Here is a 23,300-nt window from a genome sequence, read left to right as displayed (position 1 = left end):
CGCTCAGCGGCGGCTGCGGGAGCGGCGCGGTGGTTCGGTGGTGATCGGAGCGGGTTCGGGTTGAGCGTCCGCTGCCGTTTCGCGCGCTTCGACCGTGCGCAGATGATCGAACAGCAGCCGGCTCACAGGCGACAACGCATCGACGTCACGCACGACGAGCACGAGGCTGCGCTCGGCCCAATCGTCGTCGAGCGCCGTGCCGACGAGGCCGAGCGGGCGGCCCATCAGCTGATACACCTTCTGCGGCAGCACACCGACGCCCATGCCGGCTTGCACCATCCGACAGACCGCATCGAAACCCGGCACGTGGATGCGCAGCCGTAGCGGCTTGCCGGCCTGACGCGCGGCGAGGTGCGTACGCGCGTTGATCGAGCTCGCCGAATGCAGGCCGACGTGATCACCATCGAGCGTTTCGGCGAACGCGATGCTCGCGCGTGCCGCGAGCGGATGATCGTCGCGCATCACGATCACGAGCGAATCGCGCCGGTAGTGTTCGACGTGCAGCTCGCGCGTATCGGCGTCGCCGGAACAGATGCCGAGATCGGCGAGGCTTTCGTCGACGGCCTTGACGACGCCGCCGCTCGGCCGCTCCTCGAGATCGACCTTCACGCGCTCGTGCAGCGACTGGAACGCGCGCAGATCTTCGGGCAGAAATTCGACGATCGCCGACAGGTTCGCCATCATCCGCACATAGCCGAGCACGCCGCTAGCATGGCCGGCCAGTTCGATGCCGATGCTCTCGATGTCGCGCAGCACCCGGCGCGCGTGATGCAGCAGCGTTTCGCCGGCCGGCGTCAGCGTCATGCCGCGCGCGTTGCGCTGGAACAGCGACGCGCCGACCGCCTGTTCGAGTTCGACCAGCCGCTTGCTGGCGGCGGACACTGCGATCGCCTCGCGCTCAGCGGCACGCGTTAGCGTGCCCTCCTCGAACACGGCGAGAAAGAGCTGCAGCGTGGTGAGGTCGAGTTTACGGAGAAGGTTTTTGATGACCATGGGGCGGCGACGGAAGTTCGGTCAGTGATAATGATCCTCTAGCTGATGGCGCACCGCCAGCACGGTCACGGTTTGGCTGTCGTCGCCTTCGCGCGGGACCTGGGCTTTTGCTTCGCCGAGCCGCCTTTCGAGGCCGGCGAGCACGTCGTCGGCCGACACGTAGTCTCCGGTTTGCTTCGCTTCAGCAGGCGAACTGGCCAGGCTTTCGCCTTCCTGCAGCACGTCCTCGGCCGCGGCCCGCAGTTCGGGCTCGACCCGCACCGACGGGAAAGTAGCGCTTTTCATCGTTCACTCCATGCATCGCATCTGCGATGCATCATTGCGCTACCTCATTTCTGCCGCAAGCAGGCGTTCACGACTTCCACGCCGAACCCAGAATCATCGTGCAGAAATTCTCGCGACGATAATGCGGGTCTTTCAGCGAGAGCACGTCGGCCTTCACGTTGCCGAACGTCGTGTGCGGCTTGTGGATCGTGCCGTGCGTGAACGCATCGATGATGCCTTCCTTGAAGTGCGGGCCGCGAGGATGCGCGTGCGTGACTTCCTCGCGCTGCTGCTCGCTGAATTCGTCGTAGGCGAGGCCAAGCACATCCATTTCGACGCCCGCGGTGACGAGCGCGATCACCGGCTTCATATGCTGCGGGATGCCTGGCGTCGTGTGTAGCGCAATCGCGGTCCATACCTGCTCGATATCGTCTTCGCCGATCCGATGCCGCCGCAGGAAATCGCGCGCGGCGTTCGCGCCGTCGACTTCGAAGCGCTCGTGCTCGCTGCTATGCGGCGCGACGAGCCCCATGTCGTGAAACATCGCGCCGATGTACAGCAGCTCGGGGTCGTACTTCAACTGCTTGCGCTGCCCGGCCAGCGCGCCGAACAGAAACACGCGCCGCGAATGGTGATAGAGAAGCTCCGTTTCCGTGTCGCGCACGAGTTCGGTGGCTTCGCGCGCCATCATGCTGTCGGGAATCCGGATACCTGCGATCGTCGTAGCCATGCGACGTACTCCTTCGAATGCGAAAGTGAAAGTGATCAACGGGACGCGCGGCGCGGCTTCAAAGCGCGTTTTGGTATGCTGGTCCGCGCCGTGATGTGGATGCCTGTCGCCTGGGTGTGAGACCGCGCGTCCGACCAACCCAGTATTGGCTAGCGCGACGCCGCGAACAATCGCCGCGAGCCGTTGAACACTGCCAAACGCACAGCGTTGACTGCCGCGGCATGTCCTTCACATTCCCCGTCAAAGGAAGTCATTCGATGCCCACCGTCGCGATCGCGATCTTTCCAGGTGTGCAGGCACTCGACGTCGCCGGTCCCGTCGACGTGTTCTCCGAAGCGAACGGCTTCGTCGCGCCCGCGCAGCACTACGAGGTCAAGCTGCTGGCCGCGGCCGCGGCGCCGTTGCGCGCGTCGAACGGCATGACGCTGGTGGCGGACGCGACCTTCGAGCAGGCGCGCGAACCGTTCGATCTCGCGCTCGTCGCTGGCGGCCCCGCTCTGCCGCACAACGAAGTGCCCGACGCGCGCCTGCTCGACTGGCTCGCTGACGTCGCGACGCGTTGCGACCGCTACGGCTCGATCTGCACCGGCGCATTCGCGCTCGGTCACGCGGGCCTGCTCGATGGACGGCATGTGACCACGCACTGGCAGCACGCGGCGCAACTCGCCGCGCAGTTTCCGCGCGCGCGGGTCGAGTTCGATCGCATTTATCTGCGCGACGGGCCGCTGGTCACGTCGGCGGGCGTGACAGCCGGCATCGATCTGTCGCTCGCGCTAGTGGCCGAGCATCACGGTCCGCATACCGCGCTCGCGGTCGCCAAACGGCTCGTCGTGTTCGCGCAGCGGCAAGGCGGCCAGTCGCAATTCAGCCCCTATCTGACCGCGCCCGCCGACGACACCTCGCCCGCCGCGAAAGTCCAGGCGCACGTGATGGCGCGAATCCATGACAGCTTCACCGTCAAGCAACTCGCCAGCGTCGCGGGCATGAGCGCGCGTAACTTCGCGCGCGTGTTCGTGCAGGAAACCGGCGTAACGCCGCATGAATTCGTCGAACGCGCGCGCGTCGATGCGGCGCGCAAGCTGCTCGAAAGCAGCGCCGCGGCGCTGAAGACGATCGCCTACGATTGCGGCTTCGGCACCGCCGACCGCATGCGCATCGTGTTTACGAAGCGGCTTGGCGTGACGCCGATGCAGTATCGCGAGCGCTTTCGGTCGGCCTGAATACGGCGTGAGAAAATCGTCGATTCTGCAAGACAACGCTCACAAGGAACGACATGACCTCCTCTTCTCCAATTCGCGCGATCGTCACTGGCCATACGCGCGGCCTGGGCGCGGCGCTCGCTGAACAACTGCTCGCCCGCAACGTCACGGTGCTGGGTCTGTCGCGCTCGCGCAATGCGGCGCTAAAGGCGCGCTTTGCCGCGCAGCTCGAAGAGATCGAGCTGCCGCTCGCCGAACCTGCGCGAGTCGCGCAATGGATCGCCACCGACGCGCTGAGCAACTTCGTGCGCGGCGCGCAGACGGTGCTGCTGATCAACAATGCGGGCACGGTGGAACCGATTGGGCCCATCGAAGGGCAGAACGCGGCGGACGTCGCGGACGCGGTGAGCCTGAACGTCGCGACGCCGCTGATGCTCGCGAGCGCGCTCGCCGCCGCGGCCGCCGACGCAACAGATCGGCGCATCGTGCACATTTCGAGCGGCGCGGCGCGCAACGCGTATCCGGGCTGGAGCATCTACTGCGCGACCAAGGCCGCGCTCGATCATCACGCGCGCGCCGTCGCGCTCGACGCGACTCGCGCGCTGCGCATCTGCAGCCTCGCGCCGGGCGTGATCGATACGGACATGCAGGCGCAAATTCGCGGGAGCGGCGAAGAGCAATTCCCGATGCGCCAGCGCTTCGAAGACCTGAAGCGCAACGGCCAACTGTCGACGCCCGAGCAATCCGCGGCGCGGTTGATCGACTACGCGCTTAGCGATGCTTTCGGGCAGACGCCGGTCGCGGACATCCGCGATATCGCGAAATCGGCCTGAACGGGTGATCGCTGGCGAGTGCTGCCGCTCCCGAAAAGCCTCACCTTTGGCACGAAGTGGCGGTGAATCGGCGTCAGGTAGCGTCGCCAGTGCTCCCGAAAAGCCTCACCTTCGCGGTGAAAAGAGGGCTCGAGGGGGCATTTCAGCGCGCGCGGAGCGGCTCTTGCACGCCGCTCCCGAAAATCCTCACCTTTAATCGAACGCAGCCGGTTCGCGTCGCCGATGCGGGCCGCGTAAGCGGCAGATCGCCTGGACATTCAACGACTTACGTTACACAGCCGGCGAGCGGTCGACGCGATGGATGCAATGATTGGCGACTGCATGAAGCGGGTTTTGTACGCCGATAAGGCATGGGGCCGACAGATACGGCATCGACGGGTCCCGAATATGCTCACCTATCGCTGACAGGCAAAACGCGCGCATTGCCGCACGCCGCTTGCCGCGCGGTTTATTTCGCTTCTGGCGCGGCCGGTTAGTTGCAAAAGACCCGCCCGCGGGCCACTCCCGAAAGTTCTCACCTTTCGCGTGCCGCACGCGCCGCCATCATTCGATCAGGCGCAACCAGTAACCGACGGGCGCCCTCGCCGGCTTCCTGCGATACGGCCTCACCGCATTGCGCGTCTGACGGGAACCATGTTTCCAAAGAAACCACTCGCAACTTGCCGCACCGTCGAGGCGACTCCCGAATACCCTCACCTTTAGTTTTGAAGTGCGCGTACAGGTGCGCATACTCTCACCTCGGCCGCTCCCGAATCTTCTCACCTATCGATATCGACGCGGCGCCGCAGAATATAATCGGAGCCGACGGTCGATTACTCGTCGCGAGGCGCCAGTGCGTTGCGTCGCCTCTTCCACGCTGGCAACACGCGGCTCGAACGGCAGTTCCTGACAAACCGGCAAAGGAGGAAGAATGAAAACAAACGGCGCGAGAAAAATCCTCGGCGCAATGTTCGCGGTGGCCATCGCGACTTGCGCGACCTATGCGAACGCTCAGACGCGCGAGATGCCGAACAATGCGTCGATGCAAAGCCAGCCGGCCCCAGCGGCTTCGAACCGGAACGCTAACCGGTCCGACAGCGCGATCGTCCGCGACGTCCGCCGCGCGTTCACGCGCACCACGAATCTCAATTCGGCGAACATCCGTGTCGAATCGCGCCACGGCATCGTCACGCTGAGCGGCACCGTGCCGCGGCAATCGCAAATCGGGCAAGCCGGCAACGCGGCGCGATCGGTTCGCGGCGTCAGAAGCGTGCATAACCGGCTGACCGTGCGACGGCGCGCCAATCAGTAAGCATGTGTAGCGGCATCGGCCGGATGGATCGATGCCGCCTGTTCGACCTTCCCTCTATCGGCCTCGACTCGCACGTCGTTCACGGCGCGCGGCGTTGCGCGCCGCACATTTTCTCCGCTCTGCTTAAGAAACAGGTTGACCTCGGCGGAAAGCGAACCCTAGAATTCAAGAATCATCATCAATGGGGCTCACGCCTTGGACACCTGCAGTAGCCGACTTTCGAACAGTTTCGCTGCCTGACCGGCAGGACGTCCGCGCTCTCTTCATCAGCCGCCGTCTTGCCAGCAGGCAGACGGTGCGCGCCGCAGTCTCTTCCCGTGCACCTAACGTAACGTCGTATCCGCATGACAGGAACGCCGCGTTCAAACGCGTCCCTGCGTTGGTACGGCGCCGCATCGCGAGCCTCGTGCTTGCGGTCGCGTTTGCGCGCGCGTCAACGCAGTGCGCGTGAACGCGTGGATAAACACGTGTGTAGCAACGTGCGTAGCGAACGTATCAATCGCTCATACACGCCTCACACCAACAAGGAGTCGCCATGCCCGGCAGTGACAGTTATCCCTTATGCCGCTTCCCTGTTCTATTAACTGAGGAAAGCAAGTAGACCTCCACCGCCGCGCCCGGACATACGCGGCCTCCGTGTCTGCTGGCTTTCCACCAGCGCGTCGAAACCGGCGCACGGAGATACCCAATGCAATTCGGCCTGCTTCTTTCGAAGTTCCCGCGCGTACAGGAATCGCGCGCGTTTTACGACGCTCTGCTCGTGTTGAACCCGCGCGAATCGCGTCCGTTTATCGCCTTCTGCCGTCGCTTGATGTCGCGCGTGGCATAGCGTTTCGCGATCCGGCCTCCGACAAATACAACCAGGAGAGAACGACATGTCTACTCCGACGAACTTTTCCTCCGCGCGCAGCGCCGTGCTCGATTCGGCACACGTAGGCGATATCAAGGGCGCGCTCGGCACGATCGCTCACCATGACATCGCGCCGCGCACCAGTTGGTGGGCGCGCCTGCGCACCCTGCTCGCGATCCTCGGCCCCGGTCTGATCGTGATGGTCGGCGACAACGACGCGGGCGCATTCGGCATCTACACGCAGGCAGGCCAGAACTACGGCACCACATTGCTGTGGACCATGCTGTTGCTGGTTCCAGTGCTGTTCGTCAATCAGGAGATGGTGCTACGGCTCGGCGCGGTCACGGGCGTGGGCCACGCGCGGCTTATTTTCGAGCGCTTCGGCAAGTTCTGGGGCGCGTTCAGCGTCGTCGATCTGTTCCTGCTGAACGCGCTCACCATCGTGACGGAATTCATCGGCATCACGTTCGTGCTCGACTTCTTCGGCGTCTCGAAGATCGCGGGCGTGTGCATCGCCGCGGCGCTGACGATGGCCGCCGTCAGCACCGGCGACTTCCGCCGCTTCGAACGTTTCGCGGTCGCGCTGTGCGTGTTGAGCCTGCTGCTGGTGCCGGTGCTCGTGTCGATTCATCCGCCGGTCGGCCAGATCGCGCGCGACTTCTTCATTCCGAACTGGCCCGCGCATTCGAAGCTGTCCGACGTGATGCTGCTCGTGATCGGCATCGTCGGAACGACGGTCGCTCCGTGGCAGCTGTTCTTTCAGCAGAGCTACGTGGTCGACAAGCGCATCACCCCGCGCTTCATGAACTATGAGAAAGCCGACCTGTGGATCGGCATCGTGTTCGTGCTGATCGGCGCGGTCGCGATGATCTCGTTCTGCGCGGCGCTGTTCGAAGGCCGCCCCGGGTTCGGCAACTTCACGGACGCGGGCGGTGTGATCGCCGGTCTCGAGAGATACGCGGGACGGACCTCGGCGGTGCTGTTCGCGATCGCGCTGTTCGACGCGTGCGTGATCGGCGCGGCGGCCGTGTCGCTATCGACCGCCTATGCGATCGGCGACGTGTTCAAGATCCGCCATTCGCTGCACCGTAGCGTGTCGGACGCGAAGGGCTTCTACGTCGTGTATTTCTCGATCGTCGCAGCCGCCGCGGCATTGGTGCTGATTCCGGGCAGTCCGCTCGGTCTCCTGACCGAAGCGGTGCAAACGCTCGCCGGCGTGCTGCTGCCGAGCGCGACCGTGTTCCTGCTGCTGCTGTGCAACGACCGCGCGGTGCTCGGTCCGTGGGCCAACTCGAAGAAGCTCAACCTGTTTACCGGCTCGGTGATCTGGGTGCTCGTGATGCTGTCGATCATCCTGACCGCGTCGGTAATATATCCGGACATCGCGGCGGAAACGATCATCGAAGTACTGGCGGGCGGCACGTTGCTCGCTGTCGTCGGGTATGCGGCGAGCATCGGGCTTCGCAAACTGCGCGGCGAATCCGCCGCAGCCGAGCCGACTCCTGGCTATACAAAAGAAGCACGCAACACATGGCGTATGCCGCCGCTCGACGAACTGCCGCCGCCGCGTCTGACGCTCGCCAAACGCGTATGGATGGGCGTGCTGCGCGGCTATCTGCTGCTCGCGATCGCGCTCGTGATCGTCAAGGTCGTGCAGATGGCGTTGCTGAAGTAGTGCGAATGGTGAGTAGTTCCAGGAGGTCCGGGCAATGGTGAGGTTTTACGGGAGCCACGTCCGGAGCGACAACGCAAGAGCTGCCGGAGCCTGAGCGGTCCGGCAGCTCTTCGGAAAAATCATTGCCCCTTCCAGGCCCTCGGCACCCGGTGAAAATTCCGGTCGAAGTAAATCAGACTGTCGCCATCGGCACGCACGCGGATCTGCGTGGTCTCCACGAACATCACGGAGTGCGAGCCGACTTCCTTCGCTTCGACGATCCTCCCCTGCAAGCTCGCGAGCGCGCCGCGCAGCACCGGCACGTCGTTTTCGCCCTGATCCCACACGGGAAGCTTGAAGCGATCCTCCATCGAAAGACTGGTCATGCCCGCAAAGTGACGCGCGATACTTTCGAGGCTCGCGGGCAGCACGTTGATACACACATCACGGTTTCCGACGAACACCGCGTGCATCGCGCTCGAGCGGTTCAGGCAGATCAGCAGCGTCGGCGGCGTATCGGTGACCGAGCACACCGCGCTCGCCGGGATGCCGCAGCAGCCGTGAGCACCCGCCGTGGTAATCACGTTGACCGCCGCGCCGAGGTGCGCCATCGCCTGTCTGAACTGCTGGCGGTTTTGATCGATCCCGGCATCAGCCTGTATTGCTTGGCTCGACATGTTGAAGTCACCTGTGTTCGTTTGCCAGTCATCGCAGGATGAATCGGTAGTGTTGGCGAGGTTTTGCGGCCGCTTGTCGGCCCGCTATCATGAAAGCCCTCTGACGATCATTCCCGCGTGCGATTTCCACGCACACGCCTGCCCATTCCAATGCCGCGAAGCGACCGCCCTCCCGTCACCGATGCCGCCCCCATCGTCTATATCGTCGACGACGACAACGGCATGCGCACCTCGCTCGCGTGGCTGCTCGAATCGGTCGGCATCCAGTCGCAGGGCTTCGTCAGCGCGGCGGATTTCCTGCGCGCCTTCGACATCAACGTGCCCGGCTGTCTCGTGCTCGACGTCCGCATGCCGGAGGTGAGCGGCTTCGATGTGCAGGAAAAACTGCCGCCGCCCACGCCGAGTTGGCTCCACGCCGCGAAATAGCCGCGTTTTTCGGGCGGAGCGTTCTCGCTGATCATCAGCACGCCACCGCCCCATTCGCCACCCGATGCAATGCCTTGCAGCAAGCGCAATCCCGCGAGCGCCGCGGGAGCGGCCAGACCGATGTGCTCATAGGTCGGCAACAGCCCGATGCCGAAGGTCGCAAAGCCCATGATCAGCAGCGTCCAGACGAGCGACGCACGGCGTCCATAGCGATCGCCGATGTGCCCGAACACGATGCCGCCCAGCGGACGCGCGACGAAACCGATCGCAAATGCGGCAAACGCCCCGATTGTGCCGATCAGCGGGTCCGCGTGGGCGGGAAAGAACAGTTGCCCGAGTACGAGCGCGGCCGCGGTGCCGTACACAAAAAGTCGTACCACTCCATCGCGTTGCCGGCCACCGACGCAATGATGATTTTCCTGAGTGCGCGATCCGACTCTGCCGTGGCGGGCCCGGCCGCGATCGGGGAGGAAGACATGTCTGCTCGCATCTGAATTGGGGGATTGCGGCCTTTCAGAAAAGGCTTCGCACGCTATGCAGTGTCAAGGCGCCAGATGGTCGCGTCAAATTAGCCGAAAAGCAGGGCAGGTATCAGTGCAGCTAATTTGCCCGGCGTGTCCCGGCATCACGTCGGGACGACATGGCTGCACGATTTGAGCGGCGATAAACGCGGTCGCGCGACCGGTGAGGAGTTCCAGGAGGTCGCACTACGGTGAGGATTTACGGGAACGATGGGCGGGATGTGCGACAGCTCACGCGGTGTGCGTCGGAACGGCGATGGGGAAGAGGCGCGTCGAAGCGCGCACAACGTGCTTCGCTGGCTTCAGCGTTGTGGCGAATAACGGCGTTTCGGAGCAGCCAGCGCGGAGCGCGTCAGTGTCCAGTGCGAGAAAAGTAGTCTGGAATGCGGGGCAAAAAGTCGAAGCGAGCCTGCCAAGGTGAGATCTTCCAGGATGGTGAGGATTTCCAGGAGTCAGGAGAACGACGCGGGTTCGCAAAGGTGAGGAATTCCAGGAGATCGTCGCTGCATTCCAGGCCTCGCGCCCGCCGCAATGGCTCAATCCGGATGAAGCGGGAGCGTTTGGCTCCCGAAAAACCTCACCTTAGGGCCATCGCCCTCATTGCTTAGCCCTCCGTCAGAACTTCACCTTCACCTGAAAACCAATCGTAAAGGGCAGATTATCAGAGGGGATTGGCGGAACGACGATGAAGTTTGCACCGACGCGCTTGTATTCGAGCATCACGATCGGCGCGACCACCGGGCCGATCGTGTGATTGCTGCCGAGACCCCAGTTGCCGTAGTTATAGCCGGAGATGATCCCGCCGATCGCCGCGATCCGCACAATGCCCCAATGCGCGAACTCCGGCGCCCACACGGCGCCGCCATAGTAGGACGGCCGACGCAGCGAGTTGCGAAAGCCCCCGGCCGTGAGCGCCCACTGGTTGTTCAGCCAGCATTCGACGCCAAGCCCGGGGTTGAACTGCTCGAAGTGCGTATCGGGATCGGGATTGATGTGATACGAGCCGAGCATCGCGTCGACCCATACACCGCCGTCACACCAGCTCGCGTGTGCCGTGGAGACCGCCGCGAAGCTTGCGAAAAGCGCCACCGCGGCGCGCCGGATATTCTTGTTCATCTGCCTGAAGTGCATTTCTTCTCCGTCACCGGTCGAGCGCCGGTGTCATCGTGTTCTGGCGATCCGCGTGCCGCCCGACGCGCACTGTACCTGAAGGCGCGCCCAATGTTTAGGACTCGCTCGGCCCGGCCGGGCACGCGACGTGCCCCGCAGCCGGAACCGCCACGATAACGGAGAACCGATGGCGTCCTGATGAACAAGCGGTGAAGAAGTTCACGGCGCGCAGCGCGCGCGCCGTCGGCGATGAACGTGCCGGGAACCTCTACAGACCGAGATCGGACAGGCTGGGGTGATCGTCGGGCCGGCGGCCGAGCGGCCAGCGATACAACCGGTCGGCTTCGCGGATCGGCAGGTCATTGATGCTTGCGTGACGACGCGCCATCAGACCATGCTCGTTGAACTCCCAGTTCTCGTTGCCGTACGAGCGGAACCAGTTGTTCGAATCGTCATGCCATTCGTACGCGAAGCGCACCGCGATGCGGTTGTCGGTGAACGACCACAGTTCCTTGATCAGCCGATAGTCGAGCTCCTTCGCCCACTTGCGGCGCAGAAAGCCGACGATCTCCACGCGGCCATGCACGAATTCGGCGCGGTTACGCCACACGCTATCCGTCGTGTATGCGAGCGAGACGCGCTCGGGTTCGCGCGTGTTCCACGCGTCTTCCGCGGCGCGCACTTTCTGGATCGCGGTGTCGCGCGTGAACGGCGGCAGCGGCGGGCGGGTCTCGATCGTATCGGCCATGATGGTTCCTCAGTCAGGTTGTGCGGTGCGCCGGGATGGCGGCCGTTTGAATGCGGCGGGTTTCGCTGCCGCGTCGAGCAAGATCTTGCCGATCGACTGCGCGTCGAGCGCCGCAGCGGCTTCGCCGCTGACGAGCGCCACCGCGATCGCGCCGTCGAGCAGCACGAGCCATTGCCGCGCGAGGGGTGCTGCGCGACGCGCGTCGATTTGCGCTTGCGCCGCGAACGCGTCGCATTCGGCGCGCACGAAATCGAGCAGACGTGCTTTGTGTTTGCGCGCGACGACGCGGATCGGATCGTCAGCCGATTCGATTTCGCCGGCCGCGTTCAGAAACGCGCAGCCATGAAAATCAGCCGATGCGAACCACTCGCGCAGCACGTCGAACATGCCGAGCAGGCGTTTGCGCGCACCCTTGCCGCGCTGTTGCGTGCCGGCGATGAACCAGTTCATCCAGCGTTCGTCGCGCCGTTCGAGCGCGGCCGTGATCAGCGCGTCTTTCGATTCGAAATGCGTGTAGAAGCTTTTGCGCGCGGTGCCGGACTGCCGCACGATAGCATCGACGCCTGTCGCATGGATGCCGCCGGCGTAAATGAGCGCCTCGGCCGCATCGAGCAGGCGTTCGCGCGCCGTGCCGGGCTGGGCCGCGTCGTTTTGGGCAGTCGGATTCGTATCGTGTGTCATCGGCAAAAGGTAGAACGATCATTCTCCGTCGTCAAGTTTTTCTTCGCGCTTCCGCGCGAAGGGTACGCTTGCTGCTATCTTGATGGAGATCGCTTGACCACTGCTCAACCGGAAGCGCTTCGATGAAACCATCCTCCGTTCGCACCGCATGGCTACGCGCGCTTCTCGGCGCAACGCTGCTGGGCGCGATGGCCTGCACGCCGATCCAGGTCCTCACGCATTCGGTCAGTCAGAACGAGGCGCGCGTGCCGCCAGGGCGCTACGACGTCGATCAGGACCATACGAGCATCACGTTCGATATCGACCACTTCAAATACACGCGCTTTACGATGCGTTTTAATCGCAAGCAGGGGGAACTCGACTGGAACGACGGCGGACTGGACCGCAGTTCGGCGTCGGTCGCGATCGACGCCGCGAGCATCGACACGAACGTGCCGCTGCTCGACAAGATGGTGAAAAGCGACAGCATGCTCGACGTCGCGCGCTATCCGCAGATCCGCTTTGCGAGCACCCGTTTCGAGCGCACCGGCGAAGCTCGCGGCACGCTGAGCGGCGACCTGACGATCCGCGGCGTCACGCAGCCGGTCACGCTCGACGTCACGTTCAACGGCTTCGCGCCCGATCCGCTGACCAAGAAAGACACGCTCGGTTTTTCCGCCGACGGTCATTTCAGCCGCGCGAAGTTCGGTCTGACGACCTGGTATCCGGCCGTCGGCGACGATGTTCACGTGCGCATCCAGGCCGAGTTCGTGAAAACGCCCGCAGGCGCGTAAGCGCGCTGCGGGCGTTGTCGTTCAGACGGTGAGGCGCCGGCTCAGGCAGCGGTCCAGTCAAGAATCACCTTGCCGCTCTCGCCGGAGAGCATCGTCGCGAAGGCTTCCTGATAGTCGTCGACCTTGAAATGGTGCGTGAGGATCGGCGAAAGATCGAGGCCGCTTTGCAGCATTGCGACCATCTTGTACCAGGTCTCGAACATCTCTCGCCCATAGATGCCCTTGATTTCGAGGCCCTTGAAGATCACCTGGGTCCAGTCGATCGCGGTTTGCGCGGGCGGAATGCCGAGCAGCGCGATCTTGCCGCCGTGGTTCATCGCTTCGAGCATGTCGGTAAACGCGCTCGGCACGCCCGACATTTCGAGGCCGACGTCGAAGCCCTCGGCCATGTGCAGACCGTGCATCACGTCGCGCAACGATTCGCGCGACACGTTCACCGCGCGCGTCGCGCCCATCTTGCGCGCGAGGTCGAGGCGATAGTCGTTGACGTCGGTGATCACGACGTTGCGCGCGCCGACGTGCTTCGCGATCGCGACCGCCATGATGCCGATCGGCCCCGCGCCGGTAATCAGCACGTCCTCGCCGACGAGGTTGAACGACAGCGCCGTATGCGTCGCGTTGCCGAACGGATCGAAGATCGCCGCCAGATCGTCGGAGATTTCGGGCGGAATCTTGAACGCGTTGAATGCCGGAATCACCAGGTATTCGGCGAACGCGCCCTCGCGATTCACACCGACGCCGATGGTGTTGCGGCACAAATGCCGGCGCCCCGCGCGACAGTTGCGGCAGAATCCGCAGGTGATGTGTCCTTCGCCCGACACGCGATCGCCGATCGCAAAGCCGCGCACTTCCTGCCCCATCTCGACGATTTCGCCGACGTATTCATGGCCGACGTGCATCGGCACCGGAATCGTCTTTTGCGCCCAGTCGTCCCACTTCCAGATATGAATGTCGGTGCCGCAAATCGCGGTGCGCGTGATCCGGATCATCACGTCGTTATGGCCGACTTCGGGCTTCTTCACGTCGGTCAGCGTGAGGCCCGGCCCCCGTTCGAGTTTTGCCAATGCTTTCATCTGCTTCTCCGTTCCAATCACGCGGCGACTATGCCTGGATCACGCCGAGTTCGCGGCCGACTCGCGCGAATGCGTCGACGGCGCGATCGATCTGCTCCGGCGTATGCGCGGCGCTCATCTGCGTGCGGATGCGCGCGCGGCCTCGCGGCACCACCGGAAACGAAAAACCGATCACGTAGACGCCTTGCTTGAGCAGCGCATCGGCCATTTTTCCGGCGAGTTGCGCGTCGCCGAGCATCACCGGAATGATCGGATGTTCGCCCGGTACGAGCGTGAAGCCGAGCGCGCTCATCGCGCGGCGGAAATGCGCGCCGTTTTCGCGCACGCGTGCGCGCAGTTGCGCGCCTTCATCACTTGCGAGCAATTCGAGTACCTTGAGCGACGCCGCGGCGATGCTCGGCGTTAGCGTGTTCGAAAACAGGTATGGGCGCGAGCGCTGCCGCAGCAGTTCGACGATCTCCTTGCGCGCCGCGACATAGCCGCCCGATGCGCCGCCGAGCGCCTTGCCGAGCGTGCCGGTAATGATGTCGACGCGCGCCAGCACCCCGCAATGCTCGGGCGTGCCGCGGCCGTGTTCGCCAATGAAGCCGACCGCGTGCGAATCGTCGACCATCACCAGCGCGCCGAAGCGGTCGGCCAGGTCGCAGATGCCGGCGAGGTTCGCGATGATGCCGTCCATCGAGAACACGCCGTCGGTCGCGATCAGCTTGAAGCGCGCGCCCGCCGCATCGGCTTCCTGCAGACGCGCTTCGAGATCGGCGAGGTCGTTGTTCCGGTAGCGAAAGCGCTTCGCCTTCGACAGCCGCACGCCGTCGATGATGCTCGCGTGATTCAGCTCGTCGCTGATGATCGCGTCGTTTTCGTCGAGCAGCGTTTCGAAGAGGCCGCCGTTTGCGTCGAAGCAGCTCGAATAGAGAATGCAGTCGTCGGTTTGCAGGAACGCGGCGAGCGCCGCTTCGAGTTGCTTGTGCACGGTTTGCGTGCCGCAGATGAAGCGCACCGACGCCATGCCGAAGCCGTCGTTATCGAGGCCCTGCTTGGCGGCTTCGATCAGCCGCGCGTCGTCGGCGAGCCCTAGATAGTTGTTCGCGCAGAAGTTCAGCACATCGCTGCCATCGGCGAGACGCACGTCGGCCGACTGCGGGCTCGCGATCACGCGCTCGCTCTTGTAGAAGCCGTCGGCGCGGATCTGGTCGAGGGTGCCGCGCAGATGGGCAAGGTATTGGTCACGCATGAACGGGACTCCTGAGGGTGACGGCGCCCGCGTTCGCATGGGAGCGCGAAGGGTGGCCTGTTATAGTCGGTTGTCAGCTTTATCGGATTTTTTCGTTTTTCCGAACTAAAATCCGGTATATCGAACAACTCTAAACGATGGGTCAGGAAATGGCAAGTTCGGGTACACGCCGCGCCGCGGCCACTGCGGCGCCCACCTCCGCTAGCGCGGCAATAACGCCGAACGCGGCGATTGCGGCGCCGCCGCGCGTCGGCGAGCAGATTCAGCGGCTGCGCGCCGAGCGGCGCATGACGCTCGACGATCTGTCGCGCGCGGCCGGCGTGTCGAAATCGATGCTGTCGGAAATCGAGCGCGACAAGGCCAATCCGACGATCGCGGTTGCCTGGCGGCTGACCAACGCGCTCGGCGTGAGCCTGGATTCGCTGTTTGCGCCGCCGAAGTCGCCAGAGGCGATCGCCGTTTCGGGACCGCACGATATTCCCACGCTAAGCGGTCATGAAGCGAAATACCAGTTGCGTGTGTGGGGCCCCATCGAGCTGGCCGGCAAATTCGAGTGGTACGAGCTGACGCTGCAGCCTGGCGGGGCGCTGGTGTCGAACGCGCACGAGCCTGGCACGCGCGAGCATTTGACCGTGCTGCACGGCTCGATCGAAATCGACGCGGCCGGCGCGACGAAGCGGCTCAAGGTCGCGGACACCGCGCGCTATGTCGCGGATGAACCGCACGCGATCCGCAACGTCGGCAAGAGCGAGGCGAAAGCGCTGCTGGTGGTGATTCACGGCTAGGCCGTTCGGCCAGGTTGCGCCTGATACTGTATGTTTGTACAGTATCACGTGTCGATTGGAGCCGAGAATGAACAACCTGAAAACCGACCCTACCGATCAAACGCTCGCCGCGCTGCGCTACCAGACCGCCGCGCGCGATCTCGAACATATCGTGCGCAGCATCGCCGGGCGCTACATCGTCAAACAGGTGCCGCTCACGTGGCGTCTGCTCCATGCCATCGAAGCCGAGGCGCTGGCCGATCTCGGTTTTGCCAGCCGGCACGACGCGCTGATGCTCGGGCTGTTCCAGCGCCCGTCCGATCTGCCTTATCCCGAAACGGATGACGGCGTGGATTTCGGTACGTCCAATGCATTGCCCGCCGTTTTTGCGTTTGCCGTCAATGCGTACGAGGAAGCCGCGCGCCGGGCGGCGCTGCCATGGCCGGTCGATGCGCCTTTGAAGCGCGCCAGGGCGTGGGGCGGCTGATGGTGGCGCCAGGTCGGGATGGCTCGGATTGTGATCCGTTCCTCGAAGTGGGCCGTGCTGCGGTTGGCGCCTACAATACGCGGACCGAACGGTGCAACTAACCGAAGGAATGCCCATGTCACCTCCCCATCTGTCCGACCCCGTTCCCCGTCCCGCGCCGTCTACCGATCTGTTCGATCAGCAACGCGAAGACTGGCGTCGCGACCCGCAGGTCGCGTTCGATGCGTGGCTCGCGAAGCAGCATTTCCGTCGCTCTTCGGCGTTGGTCTATCAGGCGCAGTGGGGGCAGTTTCTCGATTGGCTCGACGCGCGGCAACAAAACCTCGCGACGGTCGACACGCCCGCGATCGCCGAATTCGTCGCCAGCCTCGAGATTCGCAAAACGCAACGGGTCCGCTATTTACGGCTTATTGAGCGGGTGCTCGACCACGTGCGCGAGATCGAATCGGCGTCGATCAACCCGGCGCGTTTCATTGCTCAGGATGGGCAAGCCGCGTGGCGCAATGCTCGCGACAACGAGCCGACCGGGTTTCTCACGCATGCGGAACGCACTGCGTTGATCGCGCGATTGTTCGCGCCGTTGCCGGCCTTGTCGACCGCGCAGCGCTGGAGAGAGCGACGCGACCGCGCACTGATCGCCGTGTTTCTGGGCGGAGGACTGAAGACGGGCGAAGCGGGAGCACTTACGGTTAGTTGCGTGAGAGAGGGCTCGCCGTGGGTCACGATCGAGTCGCCGAATCCGATGCTGACGCGGCGCACACGTCTCGCGCCGTTCGCAACGGCGATTCTCGACGCCTGGCTCGCCGAACGTCGGGTAACGGAGTTGGCCGGCAACCTCGTGTTTCCCGCGTCGCCTTCCGGCAGGCCGATGCACAAGGCCACGATGCTGCGCGCGGTGGATGCGCTCGTGGACGCAGCGGGAATTGCCGCCTCGCGCCAATCGCGCGCGAGTCCGCAAACCTTGCGCAACACGTTTGCGGCAGACCTTTTCGAAAGCGGAGTGGAGGCCGAACAGGTCGGTCAATGGCTCGGCTTCGTGCAGGCGGTGTCCGCGAACCGGCTGTATCGCGCGTGGCAAACTTGGATTGATCAGCAGGATTCGCCCGCGGCACAGGAGCCCGATCCGGCGGCGGCGCCGTTGGCCGAGCCCCGGCGTGACGGGCGTTTTACGGGGAAAACGGGAGCCGGCGAGCCCTGAAAGACCTCACCGTGACGCTCCCGAATTTCCTCACCTTTGACGTTTCTTCCGTTGGATTGGCCGTTTCTGGTTAGCGGATCGTCTGCAAGGAGCGGGACGACGGCGCGGTGGACGCATCGTTCGACAGAAACTGGTTTACCGCCGCGAGCCGCGATTCGCCGAGGCCGGAAGAGTGCTCGCATTCCGGGCACAACAATTCGAAACGGTGATCGACCTGCGACAGCTCCGGCTCACCTTCCTCGCATTTCGGGCATCGCGCGGGCAGCGTCACGTGGCCGTCGGCCGCGGTGCCGATCATGCTCAGCTCTTTGCTCGTGAGCCGCCCCTCGGTGACCAGTGAGCAAAGCAGCACGGCGATGGCCGGATCGATGCCCTGCTGGCCACGCAAGGCGGCGACTTCTTTGGTCAGCGCATCGACTTCGTCCGATTGCTCGCGCAGCTGCGCGTCGAGCCGGTCGCCGCGCGCCTTGGCGGCGGCAATCTGCTGAATGAACTCGAATTCCTTGCGGCTCGCGTCGCGCACGCCGGACTGATACGTCGCGGCCATGCTGCGAAGCGAATCGAGTTCGACCAGCATCGGCTTGACGCGCCGCTCCGCTTCGGCGACCGCATCCTTGATCTGCTGCGCATAGTGCTCGGTGCTTTGCCGCAATTCGACGTGCAACGCGTCGATCCGGTCGCGCAACGCCGCATTGGTGGCCTGCTCGTTTTCGAGCCGTTGCCGCAGCGCCTCGTTTTCCTGGTCGAGCCGGCGCGTGGTTGCCTGCATACCTTCGAGATGAACGCTGCCGTGCGTCGTCGCGCTCAATAACTGGCCTTCGAGCGCGCGAACCCGCTCCCATGCGGCTTCGGCGCGCGCTTCGCTGCGCCTGATGGATTCGTCGGCCGCATCCCGACGAATCTCGGCGTCGCGTACGCGAAGTTCGGCCGCGCTGATCTGCGCGCGGATCTCTTCGCGTGCGGCATCGAGCGACGCTTTGGCCTGCACGACCGCTTCTTCGAATAGCGCGCCCAGCAGTTCGCCGGCGCGATCTTCGAGTGCCTTCGGTATCGCGCCTGCGCCAACTTTGACCCGCGAAACGTGGCGGATGCGCTCCCAGAAATGATCGATGTCTTTCGGGATGTCGCTCGCGCTACCCGTTTGCGTGAGATCGCGCACGGCCGCCATCGATGGCCGGATGCCGAGATCGAAAAAGAGCCGTTTGCAGGCGTGCAGTGACAGATCCTGGCGGCGCACGCCCTGCGCACGCATTGATTCAAGCTCATTGCGAATGGCTTGCCGCTCCTGATCCAGATTCATGTTTACCTCGATGTGGCTCGAATTGGATGGATCATAACAATTTACGTAGTGTTTGCTACCGATTCATCAGTGGCGAACGGATTGGCGTTTACAGACGGAGTTTTTTAGGCAAATCGCGATAGTAAACACGTCGATGCCACTTTTTCCGTGAAACAAAACGAAGAATAGCCAATAAGCCATTGTATTAGAAGCGCTTTGTTTGATTCTACGGGGATCACGCGGTGTTTCACGATAGATCTCCAATCGCTGTGGGTTGTAGGCCCCGTGTTTCACGGGACTCGCGGGGTGCATGGCTTGAGAGTAATAAAAGTAAACACCTTTGAACCCTTGTTAAAAACGTTAACGCCGCGGCAAACCCTTGTCTGGCGGGGCTTTCAGCCCGGCAAGGTGAAGCTTTGCGGGAGACTTGGTGAGACTCTGCGGGAAACTCGAGTGATGAGGTTCGGGGAGCTCGGTGAGCGGGTCCGGGACGGAACGTGAGCGGGTTCAGGAAACACCGTATACGTGGGGTTCGGGGCAAAGGTGAGGTTTTGCGGGACTTCATGGCCGCGAAGCACCCGACAGCCCTCATAAGTACTCGTTCGGTTGGAGCGGCACCGAGGTGAGGTTTTTCGGGAAACTCGCGAGCGGGGTTTTTCGGGACTTTTCTAACGTGGTTAACCGCTTTGGTGAGCCGTGGCGGGAGAAAACGCGAAACGGAGGTGAGATTTTTCGGGGCTCGCTGGCCAATTTTGCTTTGTTTTTGAGCATCCAGACGGCTGAGGTGAGGATTTACGGGAGCGAAGATGGATTGTCATGCGTCGACTACCCGAGAGACTGCCTGGCTGGAATCGCTCGCGATTCGAAAGGTGAGGGGATTCAGGGCGCCGGCTGATAAGCCAGCTCTGCGATCTGGTTTCGGCGGCGATTTCCCCAAAGGTGAGACTTTTCGGGACGCTCTGGCCAGGGTTCTGGGCGTTAAGGTGAGGAAATTCGGGACCAAAATGAAGGCTGTGGGCCGGAGATGCCCGCCGCATGGCGATTCGCGGGAGTGGGTGAACCAGGTCTCCGACCACAAAGGTGAGGTTTTTCGGGAAGCTCGTGGAAGGCGGTGAAAAGTGCTGCGGTGCGAAAAAGCCGGCTTAAGGTGAGATTTTACGGGGTACCCATCCCTCGAACGTTCGGAGGCGTTGGCGCAAGTCATTGAAATTATGGGAATTTTTCCTTTTCGGCAGCAAAGGTGAGGGTTTTCAGGAGGTCTCAGTACACGGGCGTTTGGGCCTCCAGAAACCTCAAAGGTGAGGCTTTTCAGGAGGATCACATTGGGGAAATGCGGTACTGGCGCGGCCCAAACGCGTATCGTGTTGTCCCGTGCCGCGGTGCTACGGTGAGAGTTTTCGGGAGCACCACAGTGGTGAGGATTTGCGTGCGGCTCGACCTCCCCTTTTACGGCAAGTCGGACGAAGCTCAAAGTCGCAAACGGCGGTTAGCGGCGGCAGCGTTCTCGGCGGTGATGGGTGAGTCGTCAGTAGAGGCGCCACGCAGTCGTACGTCGCGCCCGGCGATAGCAAGCCTGATGCACTGTCAGTAAGGCTCACGAAGCGCTTGGCGCTGGCCTGCACCGCGCTTCGAGTCCGATACAAGGCACGGATTACATCAATTGATCCGGATTTTGCGTCGCCCGGCAGCCCGCGAGAATCGACGAAACCGTCGCAAGGCCGCACGACGAAGTCCTCGGCTGCCCAGACATCGTCCGTTTACATGACGTCCCGAAAAAACCAGCGAAAATTTTTGAGGTGAGAAGATTCGGGATCAAGTGCTCCCCGTTCCGGTATGCAGCGAAACGGGCCCGATACGCAAACGCCGCGACCGGCAAGGATAGCCCGATCCTGGTGACACGCAGCCGAGGTGAGGGTTTTCGGGACTTGCTCGAGGTGAGGTGCGCTTCGTAAACTCGCTTCACCGGCAATGGTGAGATGCACGCTATAGACGCGTATCACCACAGCCGGTATGCTCTCGCGAAATCCCCTCCCTCACCCCGACGCATGGCCACGAAGCGCGCGAAAAAGACCGATGTTGTCAGCCCGAGCTCGGCTGAGCTGCGCAAAGCCGTCGAGGCAATCGCGATCCAGCCCAAGAGCGGCAAGATCACGTTGCTCACGCGCAAGCTCTTTAACGTGTTGCTCGCGGTGGCCCAGCAAGCGGATGAATCGGGCGACACCTATCGGGCGCTGCTGTCCGACATCGTCGCCAATTCCGCGTTCGATTCCAATGACACCGCGCTCGTCAAGGAACACCTGCGCCGGATGGTGTCGGTGCAGGTCGAGTGGAGCACCGGCACCTCGAGTCAGAAGCCCGGCCGCAAATGGGGTATTTCGACGCTGATCGCGGACGCGGAAATTCTCGAAGATCCGACCACGCGTCGCGTCTGGGTCGAGTTTTCGTTCGCGCCGAAGATCAAGAAGAAACTGCTCGATCCCGTTCAGTATGCGCGGCTGAGTCTGCAGTTCCAGAGCCAGTTGCGCAGCAGCGCGGGCCTCGCGCTCTACGAGATCTGCGTGCGCTACCTGACCAACCCGAGCCATCTGACGATGCGCGAGACCTGGGAATGGTGGCGGCCGATTCTGTCGGGCACGCCGGATACCGAAGCCGGCGACGAGGCGAAGCGCGAGTACAAGTATTTCAAGCGCGACTATCTGCGCCCGGCCATCGCCGAGGTCAACGCGGTCACGAACATTTTTGTCGAGCTGATCGAGCATCGCGAGGGTCGGCGCGTCGCCGAAATCCAGTTCCGCGTGACCGAGCGCAAGCAGCCGATGCTCGCGCTCGACGAACATCCGAACGTGTTCGACAGCACGTTGGTCGACCGGATGGTGAAGATCGGCATTCCGCTGAAGGAAGCGCAGACGCTTTACGCGGACAGCGAAGAGAACCGGATCCGCGCCGCGTTGCAGATGACCGAGCAGCGGATGCGCAGTACGTCGCTGCCGCCGGTGCGTAGCGCGCCGGCGCTGTTCAAGGATGCGTTGAAGAAGGGCTATGCGCCGCCGGTCGAGGCGCTGCCGGCAAGTGGCGGCACCAGCAAGTCGGTGGCGTCGCCGGCCGACGATCTGAAGGCGCGTCTGCTCGGCGAATACTCGGCTTACCGTCGCAAGCAGGCCTACGAGTTGTACAACGAACAGGGCGAGTCGGAGCGCGATATCGCGCGGCAGTCGTTCGAGGAAGAAGAATTGCCGGGGCTCGGCACGCACATGCGCGACGACTGGCGGCGTCGCGGGCTCGATTCGAAGATCGTGGAAACGGCGTTCTTTGACTGGCTCGCGCGCAGGACCTGGGGCGAACCTACCGATGGCGATCTGCTCGCCTTCACCCTTAACCAGTCGCGCGCGGCCTGATGGGTCGAAACGGCCTTTGAAAGGAAAGGGGCGGTGCGGGCGCACCGCCTCTCACGTCTTACTTCAGCATCTTCTCAATCTGCCGCAGGATGTCGTCACGCTTTTCACGCGTGAGGCCTTTCAGGCGCAACTCGAGTCGGTCGTCCCCATATGACTTCAGATCGCCGACCGACACACCACCAAGCTTGATTTCCAGACGTTGCGCATAGCGCTGCCGGCCAGCCGGTTTTGCGCTTTCCTGCGCGGTCGCGCGCCCTTTGACGATGTCGGCGACCTGTCGTGTGCTCAGATCGTCGGAAAGGATCCGATTGATCAGTCGCAGCGTCGCGTCCGCGCCGCGAGCGGTGTGATAGCGGCCGACCTGATACGCCATGTTCGAGCCGAAGCGGTCAGGGCGCGCGACCATCTCCTGCATCACGGTTTCCGGCAGCTTGGCGATGGACAGCGCGACTGCGACCGTCGATTCGTCGAGCCCGAGATGTTCGGCCAGTTCCTTCTGGCTCTGGAAATGGCGCTCGTCGAGAAAGCGTCGCCACACGATCGCGTTGTCGAACACGGTCTGCGAGTCGCGCTGCACGTTGAGGTCGTAGCCGAGTTTGTAGCTCTGGATGCCGATCGGCAGATCGATGACGATCGCCTTCACCGACTCCTTGTTCGCTTCTTTCAGCGCGCGCACGCGTCGGCCGCCGTCACTGACGAAGTAGGTGCCAGGGTTGTCGTAGTCGGGAATGACGTGAATCGCCTGCTGCTGTCCCTGCTTCGCCAGATTGACGGCAAGCTCCGCAATCGACGACTTCACATAGAAATACCGTGGATTGAACGGGCTCGGCTTGATGGTCTTGAGCGCCAGTTCGATGACCTGGCCGGGACGATAACCGTGCTCGAGCCGCCATGCGCGGTAGGCCGCCGATTCGTTATCCGGATCAGGGATCTCGGCATCCTGCAGACGCGACGGTACGACGGCCGGAATCGGACGCCCGGCGATCGTGGAGTTTTTCGCGTCATTTTTAACCAAGCCGTCGATCGCATTCAGACGGTCGAGCGCTGTGCGCTTTTCGCTGCTGGTCGTGTCAGGACGTGCTTGAAAGCCTTTGGCGAATTGGGACGGTTTCATTCAGGG

20 protein-coding genes and 2 pseudogenes are annotated in these 23,300 nt (G+C 63.1%); 10 read left to right on the top strand and 12 right to left on the bottom strand.

Annotation, left to right across the window (positions count from 1 at the left end; translation table 11 throughout):
- Nucleotides 1–3 precede the first annotated feature (3 nt).
- From QFZ94_RS09020 to QFZ94_RS09010, 3 genes are all read right to left on the bottom strand, one after another.
- Nucleotides 4–993, bottom strand: a complete 990-nt coding sequence (locus QFZ94_RS09020; RefSeq protein WP_368583479.1) for a LysR family transcriptional regulator — start codon at nucleotides 991–993, stop codon at nucleotides 4–6.
- Between the two features lie 21 nt (nucleotides 994–1,014).
- Nucleotides 1,015–1,278: a YlcI/YnfO family protein gene (locus tag QFZ94_RS09015; protein ID WP_368583478.1), complete on the bottom strand. Its 264-nt coding sequence runs from the start codon at nucleotides 1,276–1,278 to the stop codon at nucleotides 1,015–1,017.
- Nucleotides 1,279–1,345: 67 nt separating this feature from the next.
- Nucleotides 1,346–1,987 carry an HD domain-containing protein gene (locus tag QFZ94_RS09010; RefSeq protein ID WP_429456346.1) on the bottom strand — a complete coding sequence of 214 codons (642 nt, stop codon included), beginning with the start codon at nucleotides 1,985–1,987 and terminating at the stop codon, nucleotides 1,346–1,348.
- 257 nt (nucleotides 1,988–2,244) lie between these two features.
- On the opposite strand from QFZ94_RS09010, the gene QFZ94_RS09005 reads away from it, so the two are divergent.
- The 4 genes from QFZ94_RS09005 (at nucleotide 2,245) to QFZ94_RS08990 (ending at nucleotide 7,835) form a co-directional block, all read left to right on the top strand.
- Nucleotides 2,245–3,207: a GlxA family transcriptional regulator gene (locus QFZ94_RS09005; RefSeq protein WP_429456344.1), complete on the top strand. Its 963-nt coding sequence runs from the start codon at nucleotides 2,245–2,247 to the stop codon at nucleotides 3,205–3,207.
- A gap of 53 nt (nucleotides 3,208–3,260) precedes the next feature.
- Nucleotides 3,261–4,019: an SDR family oxidoreductase gene (locus QFZ94_RS09000; protein WP_429456342.1), complete on the top strand. Its 759-nt coding sequence runs from the start codon at nucleotides 3,261–3,263 to the stop codon at nucleotides 4,017–4,019.
- Between the two features lie 910 nt (nucleotides 4,020–4,929).
- Complete coding sequence (locus QFZ94_RS08995; RefSeq protein WP_410848739.1) at nucleotides 4,930–5,310, top strand: BON domain-containing protein; 381 nt, start codon at nucleotides 4,930–4,932, stop codon at nucleotides 5,308–5,310.
- An 875-nt stretch (nucleotides 5,311–6,185) separates the two neighbouring features.
- Nucleotides 6,186–7,835 carry an NRAMP family divalent metal transporter gene (locus tag QFZ94_RS08990; protein ID WP_429456340.1) on the top strand — a complete coding sequence of 550 codons (1,650 nt, stop codon included), beginning with the start codon at nucleotides 6,186–6,188 and terminating at the stop codon, nucleotides 7,833–7,835.
- A gap of 119 nt (nucleotides 7,836–7,954) precedes the next feature.
- On the opposite strand, the gene hpaC is transcribed toward QFZ94_RS08990, so the two are convergent.
- A complete protein-coding gene (gene hpaC / locus QFZ94_RS08985; RefSeq protein ID WP_429456338.1) occupies nucleotides 7,955–8,491 on the bottom strand; it encodes a 4-hydroxyphenylacetate 3-monooxygenase, reductase component in 537 nt (178 codons plus the stop codon).
- A 150-nt stretch (nucleotides 8,492–8,641) separates the two neighbouring features.
- Between hpaC and QFZ94_RS08980 the strand changes: the two are divergent.
- Nucleotides 8,642–8,878 (top strand): annotated as a pseudogene (locus QFZ94_RS08980) (response regulator transcription factor); the annotation flags it as partial.
- Here the strand turns inward: QFZ94_RS08980 and QFZ94_RS08975 are convergent.
- The 4 genes and pseudogenes from QFZ94_RS08975 to QFZ94_RS08960 all read right to left on the bottom strand — a co-directional run.
- Nucleotides 8,878–9,407 (bottom strand): annotated as a pseudogene (locus QFZ94_RS08975) (MFS transporter); the annotation flags it as partial. The pseudogenes QFZ94_RS08980 and QFZ94_RS08975 overlap by 1 nt on opposite strands.
- Before the next feature lie 646 nt (nucleotides 9,408–10,053).
- The gene (locus QFZ94_RS08970; RefSeq protein WP_152852699.1) at nucleotides 10,054–10,569 is read right to left on the bottom strand and encodes a hypothetical protein; all 516 of its coding nucleotides are present in this window, start codon (nucleotides 10,567–10,569) and stop codon (nucleotides 10,054–10,056) included.
- A gap of 247 nt (nucleotides 10,570–10,816) precedes the next feature.
- Entirely contained in the window at nucleotides 10,817–11,296 is a 480-nt protein-coding gene (locus QFZ94_RS08965; RefSeq protein WP_410848736.1) for a DUF1348 family protein, read from the bottom strand.
- A 9-nt stretch (nucleotides 11,297–11,305) separates the two neighbouring features.
- A complete protein-coding gene (locus QFZ94_RS08960) occupies nucleotides 11,306–11,977 on the bottom strand; it encodes a TetR/AcrR family transcriptional regulator (protein ID WP_429456335.1) in 672 nt (223 codons plus the stop codon).
- Between the two features lie 122 nt (nucleotides 11,978–12,099).
- Between QFZ94_RS08960 and QFZ94_RS08955 the strand changes: the two genes are divergently transcribed.
- The gene (locus QFZ94_RS08955; protein ID WP_368583469.1) at nucleotides 12,100–12,750 is read left to right on the top strand and encodes a YceI family protein; all 651 of its coding nucleotides are present in this window, start codon (nucleotides 12,100–12,102) and stop codon (nucleotides 12,748–12,750) included.
- 41 nt (nucleotides 12,751–12,791) lie between these two features.
- Here QFZ94_RS08955 and tdh read toward each other — a convergent pair whose 3' ends face one another.
- Both tdh and QFZ94_RS08945 read right to left on the bottom strand, forming a co-directional pair.
- Complete coding sequence (gene tdh / locus QFZ94_RS08950) at nucleotides 12,792–13,823, bottom strand: L-threonine 3-dehydrogenase (RefSeq protein WP_429456332.1); 1,032 nt, start codon at nucleotides 13,821–13,823, stop codon at nucleotides 12,792–12,794.
- A 28-nt stretch (nucleotides 13,824–13,851) separates the two neighbouring features.
- Complete coding sequence (locus QFZ94_RS08945; protein WP_429456330.1) at nucleotides 13,852–15,057, bottom strand: glycine C-acetyltransferase; 1,206 nt, start codon at nucleotides 15,055–15,057, stop codon at nucleotides 13,852–13,854.
- 137 nt (nucleotides 15,058–15,194) lie between these two features.
- Between QFZ94_RS08945 and QFZ94_RS08940 the strand changes: the two genes are divergently transcribed.
- The 3 genes from QFZ94_RS08940 (at nucleotide 15,195) to QFZ94_RS08930 (ending at nucleotide 17,506) form a co-directional block, all read left to right on the top strand.
- A complete protein-coding gene (locus QFZ94_RS08940) occupies nucleotides 15,195–15,842 on the top strand; it encodes a helix-turn-helix domain-containing protein (protein ID WP_429456328.1) in 648 nt (215 codons plus the stop codon).
- Nucleotides 15,843–15,909: 67 nt separating this feature from the next.
- Nucleotides 15,910–16,308, top strand: a complete 399-nt coding sequence (locus QFZ94_RS08935; RefSeq protein WP_429456326.1) for a DUF2471 family protein — start codon at nucleotides 15,910–15,912, stop codon at nucleotides 16,306–16,308.
- A 115-nt stretch (nucleotides 16,309–16,423) separates the two neighbouring features.
- Entirely contained in the window at nucleotides 16,424–17,506 is a 1,083-nt protein-coding gene (locus tag QFZ94_RS08930) for a tyrosine-type recombinase/integrase (RefSeq protein ID WP_429456324.1), read from the top strand.
- 70 nt (nucleotides 17,507–17,576) lie between these two features.
- On the opposite strand, the gene QFZ94_RS08925 is transcribed toward QFZ94_RS08930, so the two are convergent.
- Nucleotides 17,577–18,806 carry a DNA-binding protein gene (locus QFZ94_RS08925; protein ID WP_429456322.1) on the bottom strand — a complete coding sequence of 410 codons (1,230 nt, stop codon included), beginning with the start codon at nucleotides 18,804–18,806 and terminating at the stop codon, nucleotides 17,577–17,579.
- Nucleotides 18,807–20,830: 2,024 nt separating this feature from the next.
- Between QFZ94_RS08925 and QFZ94_RS08920 the strand changes: the two genes are divergently transcribed.
- Nucleotides 20,831–22,180 carry a replication initiation protein gene (locus QFZ94_RS08920; RefSeq protein WP_368583463.1) on the top strand — a complete coding sequence of 450 codons (1,350 nt, stop codon included), beginning with the start codon at nucleotides 20,831–20,833 and terminating at the stop codon, nucleotides 22,178–22,180.
- A 58-nt stretch (nucleotides 22,181–22,238) separates the two neighbouring features.
- Here the strand turns inward: QFZ94_RS08920 and QFZ94_RS08915 are convergent, their stop codons facing one another.
- Nucleotides 22,239–23,294: a ParB/RepB/Spo0J family partition protein gene (locus QFZ94_RS08915; protein WP_368583462.1), complete on the bottom strand. Its 1,056-nt coding sequence runs from the start codon at nucleotides 23,292–23,294 to the stop codon at nucleotides 22,239–22,241.
- Between the last annotated feature and the right edge of the window lie 6 nt (nucleotides 23,295–23,300).

The sequence above is a fragment of the Paraburkholderia sp. JPY465 genome (assembly GCF_050436725.1).
Taxonomy (GTDB): domain Bacteria; phylum Pseudomonadota; class Gammaproteobacteria; order Burkholderiales; family Burkholderiaceae; genus Paraburkholderia; species Paraburkholderia youngii.
This window is presented reverse-complemented; position numbering and strand designations above follow the sequence as displayed.

What these genes read in the sequence shown, in the direction of transcription:
- QFZ94_RS09020 (WP_368583479.1), bottom strand. Translation starts at nt 993, where the DNA reads ATGGTCATCAAAAACCTTCTCCGTAAACTCGACCTCACCACGCTGCAG.
- QFZ94_RS09015 (WP_368583478.1), bottom strand. Translation starts at nt 1,278, where the DNA reads ATGAAAAGCGCTACTTTCCCGTCGGTGCGGGTCGAGCCCGAACTGCGG.
- QFZ94_RS09010 (WP_429456346.1), bottom strand. Translation starts at nt 1,987, where the DNA reads ATGGCTACGACGATCGCAGGTATCCGGATTCCCGACAGCATGATGGCG.
- QFZ94_RS09005 (WP_429456344.1), top strand. Translation starts at nt 2,245, where the DNA reads ATGCCCACCGTCGCGATCGCGATCTTTCCAGGTGTGCAGGCACTCGAC.
- QFZ94_RS09000 (WP_429456342.1), top strand. Translation starts at nt 3,261, where the DNA reads ATGACCTCCTCTTCTCCAATTCGCGCGATCGTCACTGGCCATACGCGC.
- QFZ94_RS08995 (WP_410848739.1), top strand. Translation starts at nt 4,930, where the DNA reads ATGAAAACAAACGGCGCGAGAAAAATCCTCGGCGCAATGTTCGCGGTG.
- QFZ94_RS08990 (WP_429456340.1), top strand. Translation starts at nt 6,186, where the DNA reads ATGTCTACTCCGACGAACTTTTCCTCCGCGCGCAGCGCCGTGCTCGAT.
- hpaC (WP_429456338.1), bottom strand. Translation starts at nt 8,491, where the DNA reads ATGTCGAGCCAAGCAATACAGGCTGATGCCGGGATCGATCAAAACCGC.
- QFZ94_RS08970 (WP_152852699.1), bottom strand. Translation starts at nt 10,569, where the DNA reads ATGCACTTCAGGCAGATGAACAAGAATATCCGGCGCGCCGCGGTGGCG.
- QFZ94_RS08965 (WP_410848736.1), bottom strand. Translation starts at nt 11,296, where the DNA reads ATGGCCGATACGATCGAGACCCGCCCGCCGCTGCCGCCGTTCACGCGC.
- QFZ94_RS08960 (WP_429456335.1), bottom strand. Translation starts at nt 11,977, where the DNA reads ATGACACACGATACGAATCCGACTGCCCAAAACGACGCGGCCCAGCCC.
- QFZ94_RS08955 (WP_368583469.1), top strand. Translation starts at nt 12,100, where the DNA reads ATGAAACCATCCTCCGTTCGCACCGCATGGCTACGCGCGCTTCTCGGC.
- tdh (WP_429456332.1), bottom strand. Translation starts at nt 13,823, where the DNA reads ATGAAAGCATTGGCAAAACTCGAACGGGGGCCGGGCCTCACGCTGACC.
- QFZ94_RS08945 (WP_429456330.1), bottom strand. Translation starts at nt 15,057, where the DNA reads ATGCGTGACCAATACCTTGCCCATCTGCGCGGCACCCTCGACCAGATC.
- QFZ94_RS08940 (WP_429456328.1), top strand. Translation starts at nt 15,195, where the DNA reads ATGGGTCAGGAAATGGCAAGTTCGGGTACACGCCGCGCCGCGGCCACT.
- QFZ94_RS08935 (WP_429456326.1), top strand. Translation starts at nt 15,910, where the DNA reads ATGAACAACCTGAAAACCGACCCTACCGATCAAACGCTCGCCGCGCTG.
- QFZ94_RS08930 (WP_429456324.1), top strand. Translation starts at nt 16,424, where the DNA reads ATGTCACCTCCCCATCTGTCCGACCCCGTTCCCCGTCCCGCGCCGTCT.
- QFZ94_RS08925 (WP_429456322.1), bottom strand. Translation starts at nt 18,806, where the DNA reads ATGAATCTGGATCAGGAGCGGCAAGCCATTCGCAATGAGCTTGAATCA.
- QFZ94_RS08920 (WP_368583463.1), top strand. Translation starts at nt 20,831, where the DNA reads ATGGCCACGAAGCGCGCGAAAAAGACCGATGTTGTCAGCCCGAGCTCG.
- QFZ94_RS08915 (WP_368583462.1), bottom strand. Translation starts at nt 23,294, where the DNA reads ATGAAACCGTCCCAATTCGCCAAAGGCTTTCAAGCACGTCCTGACACG.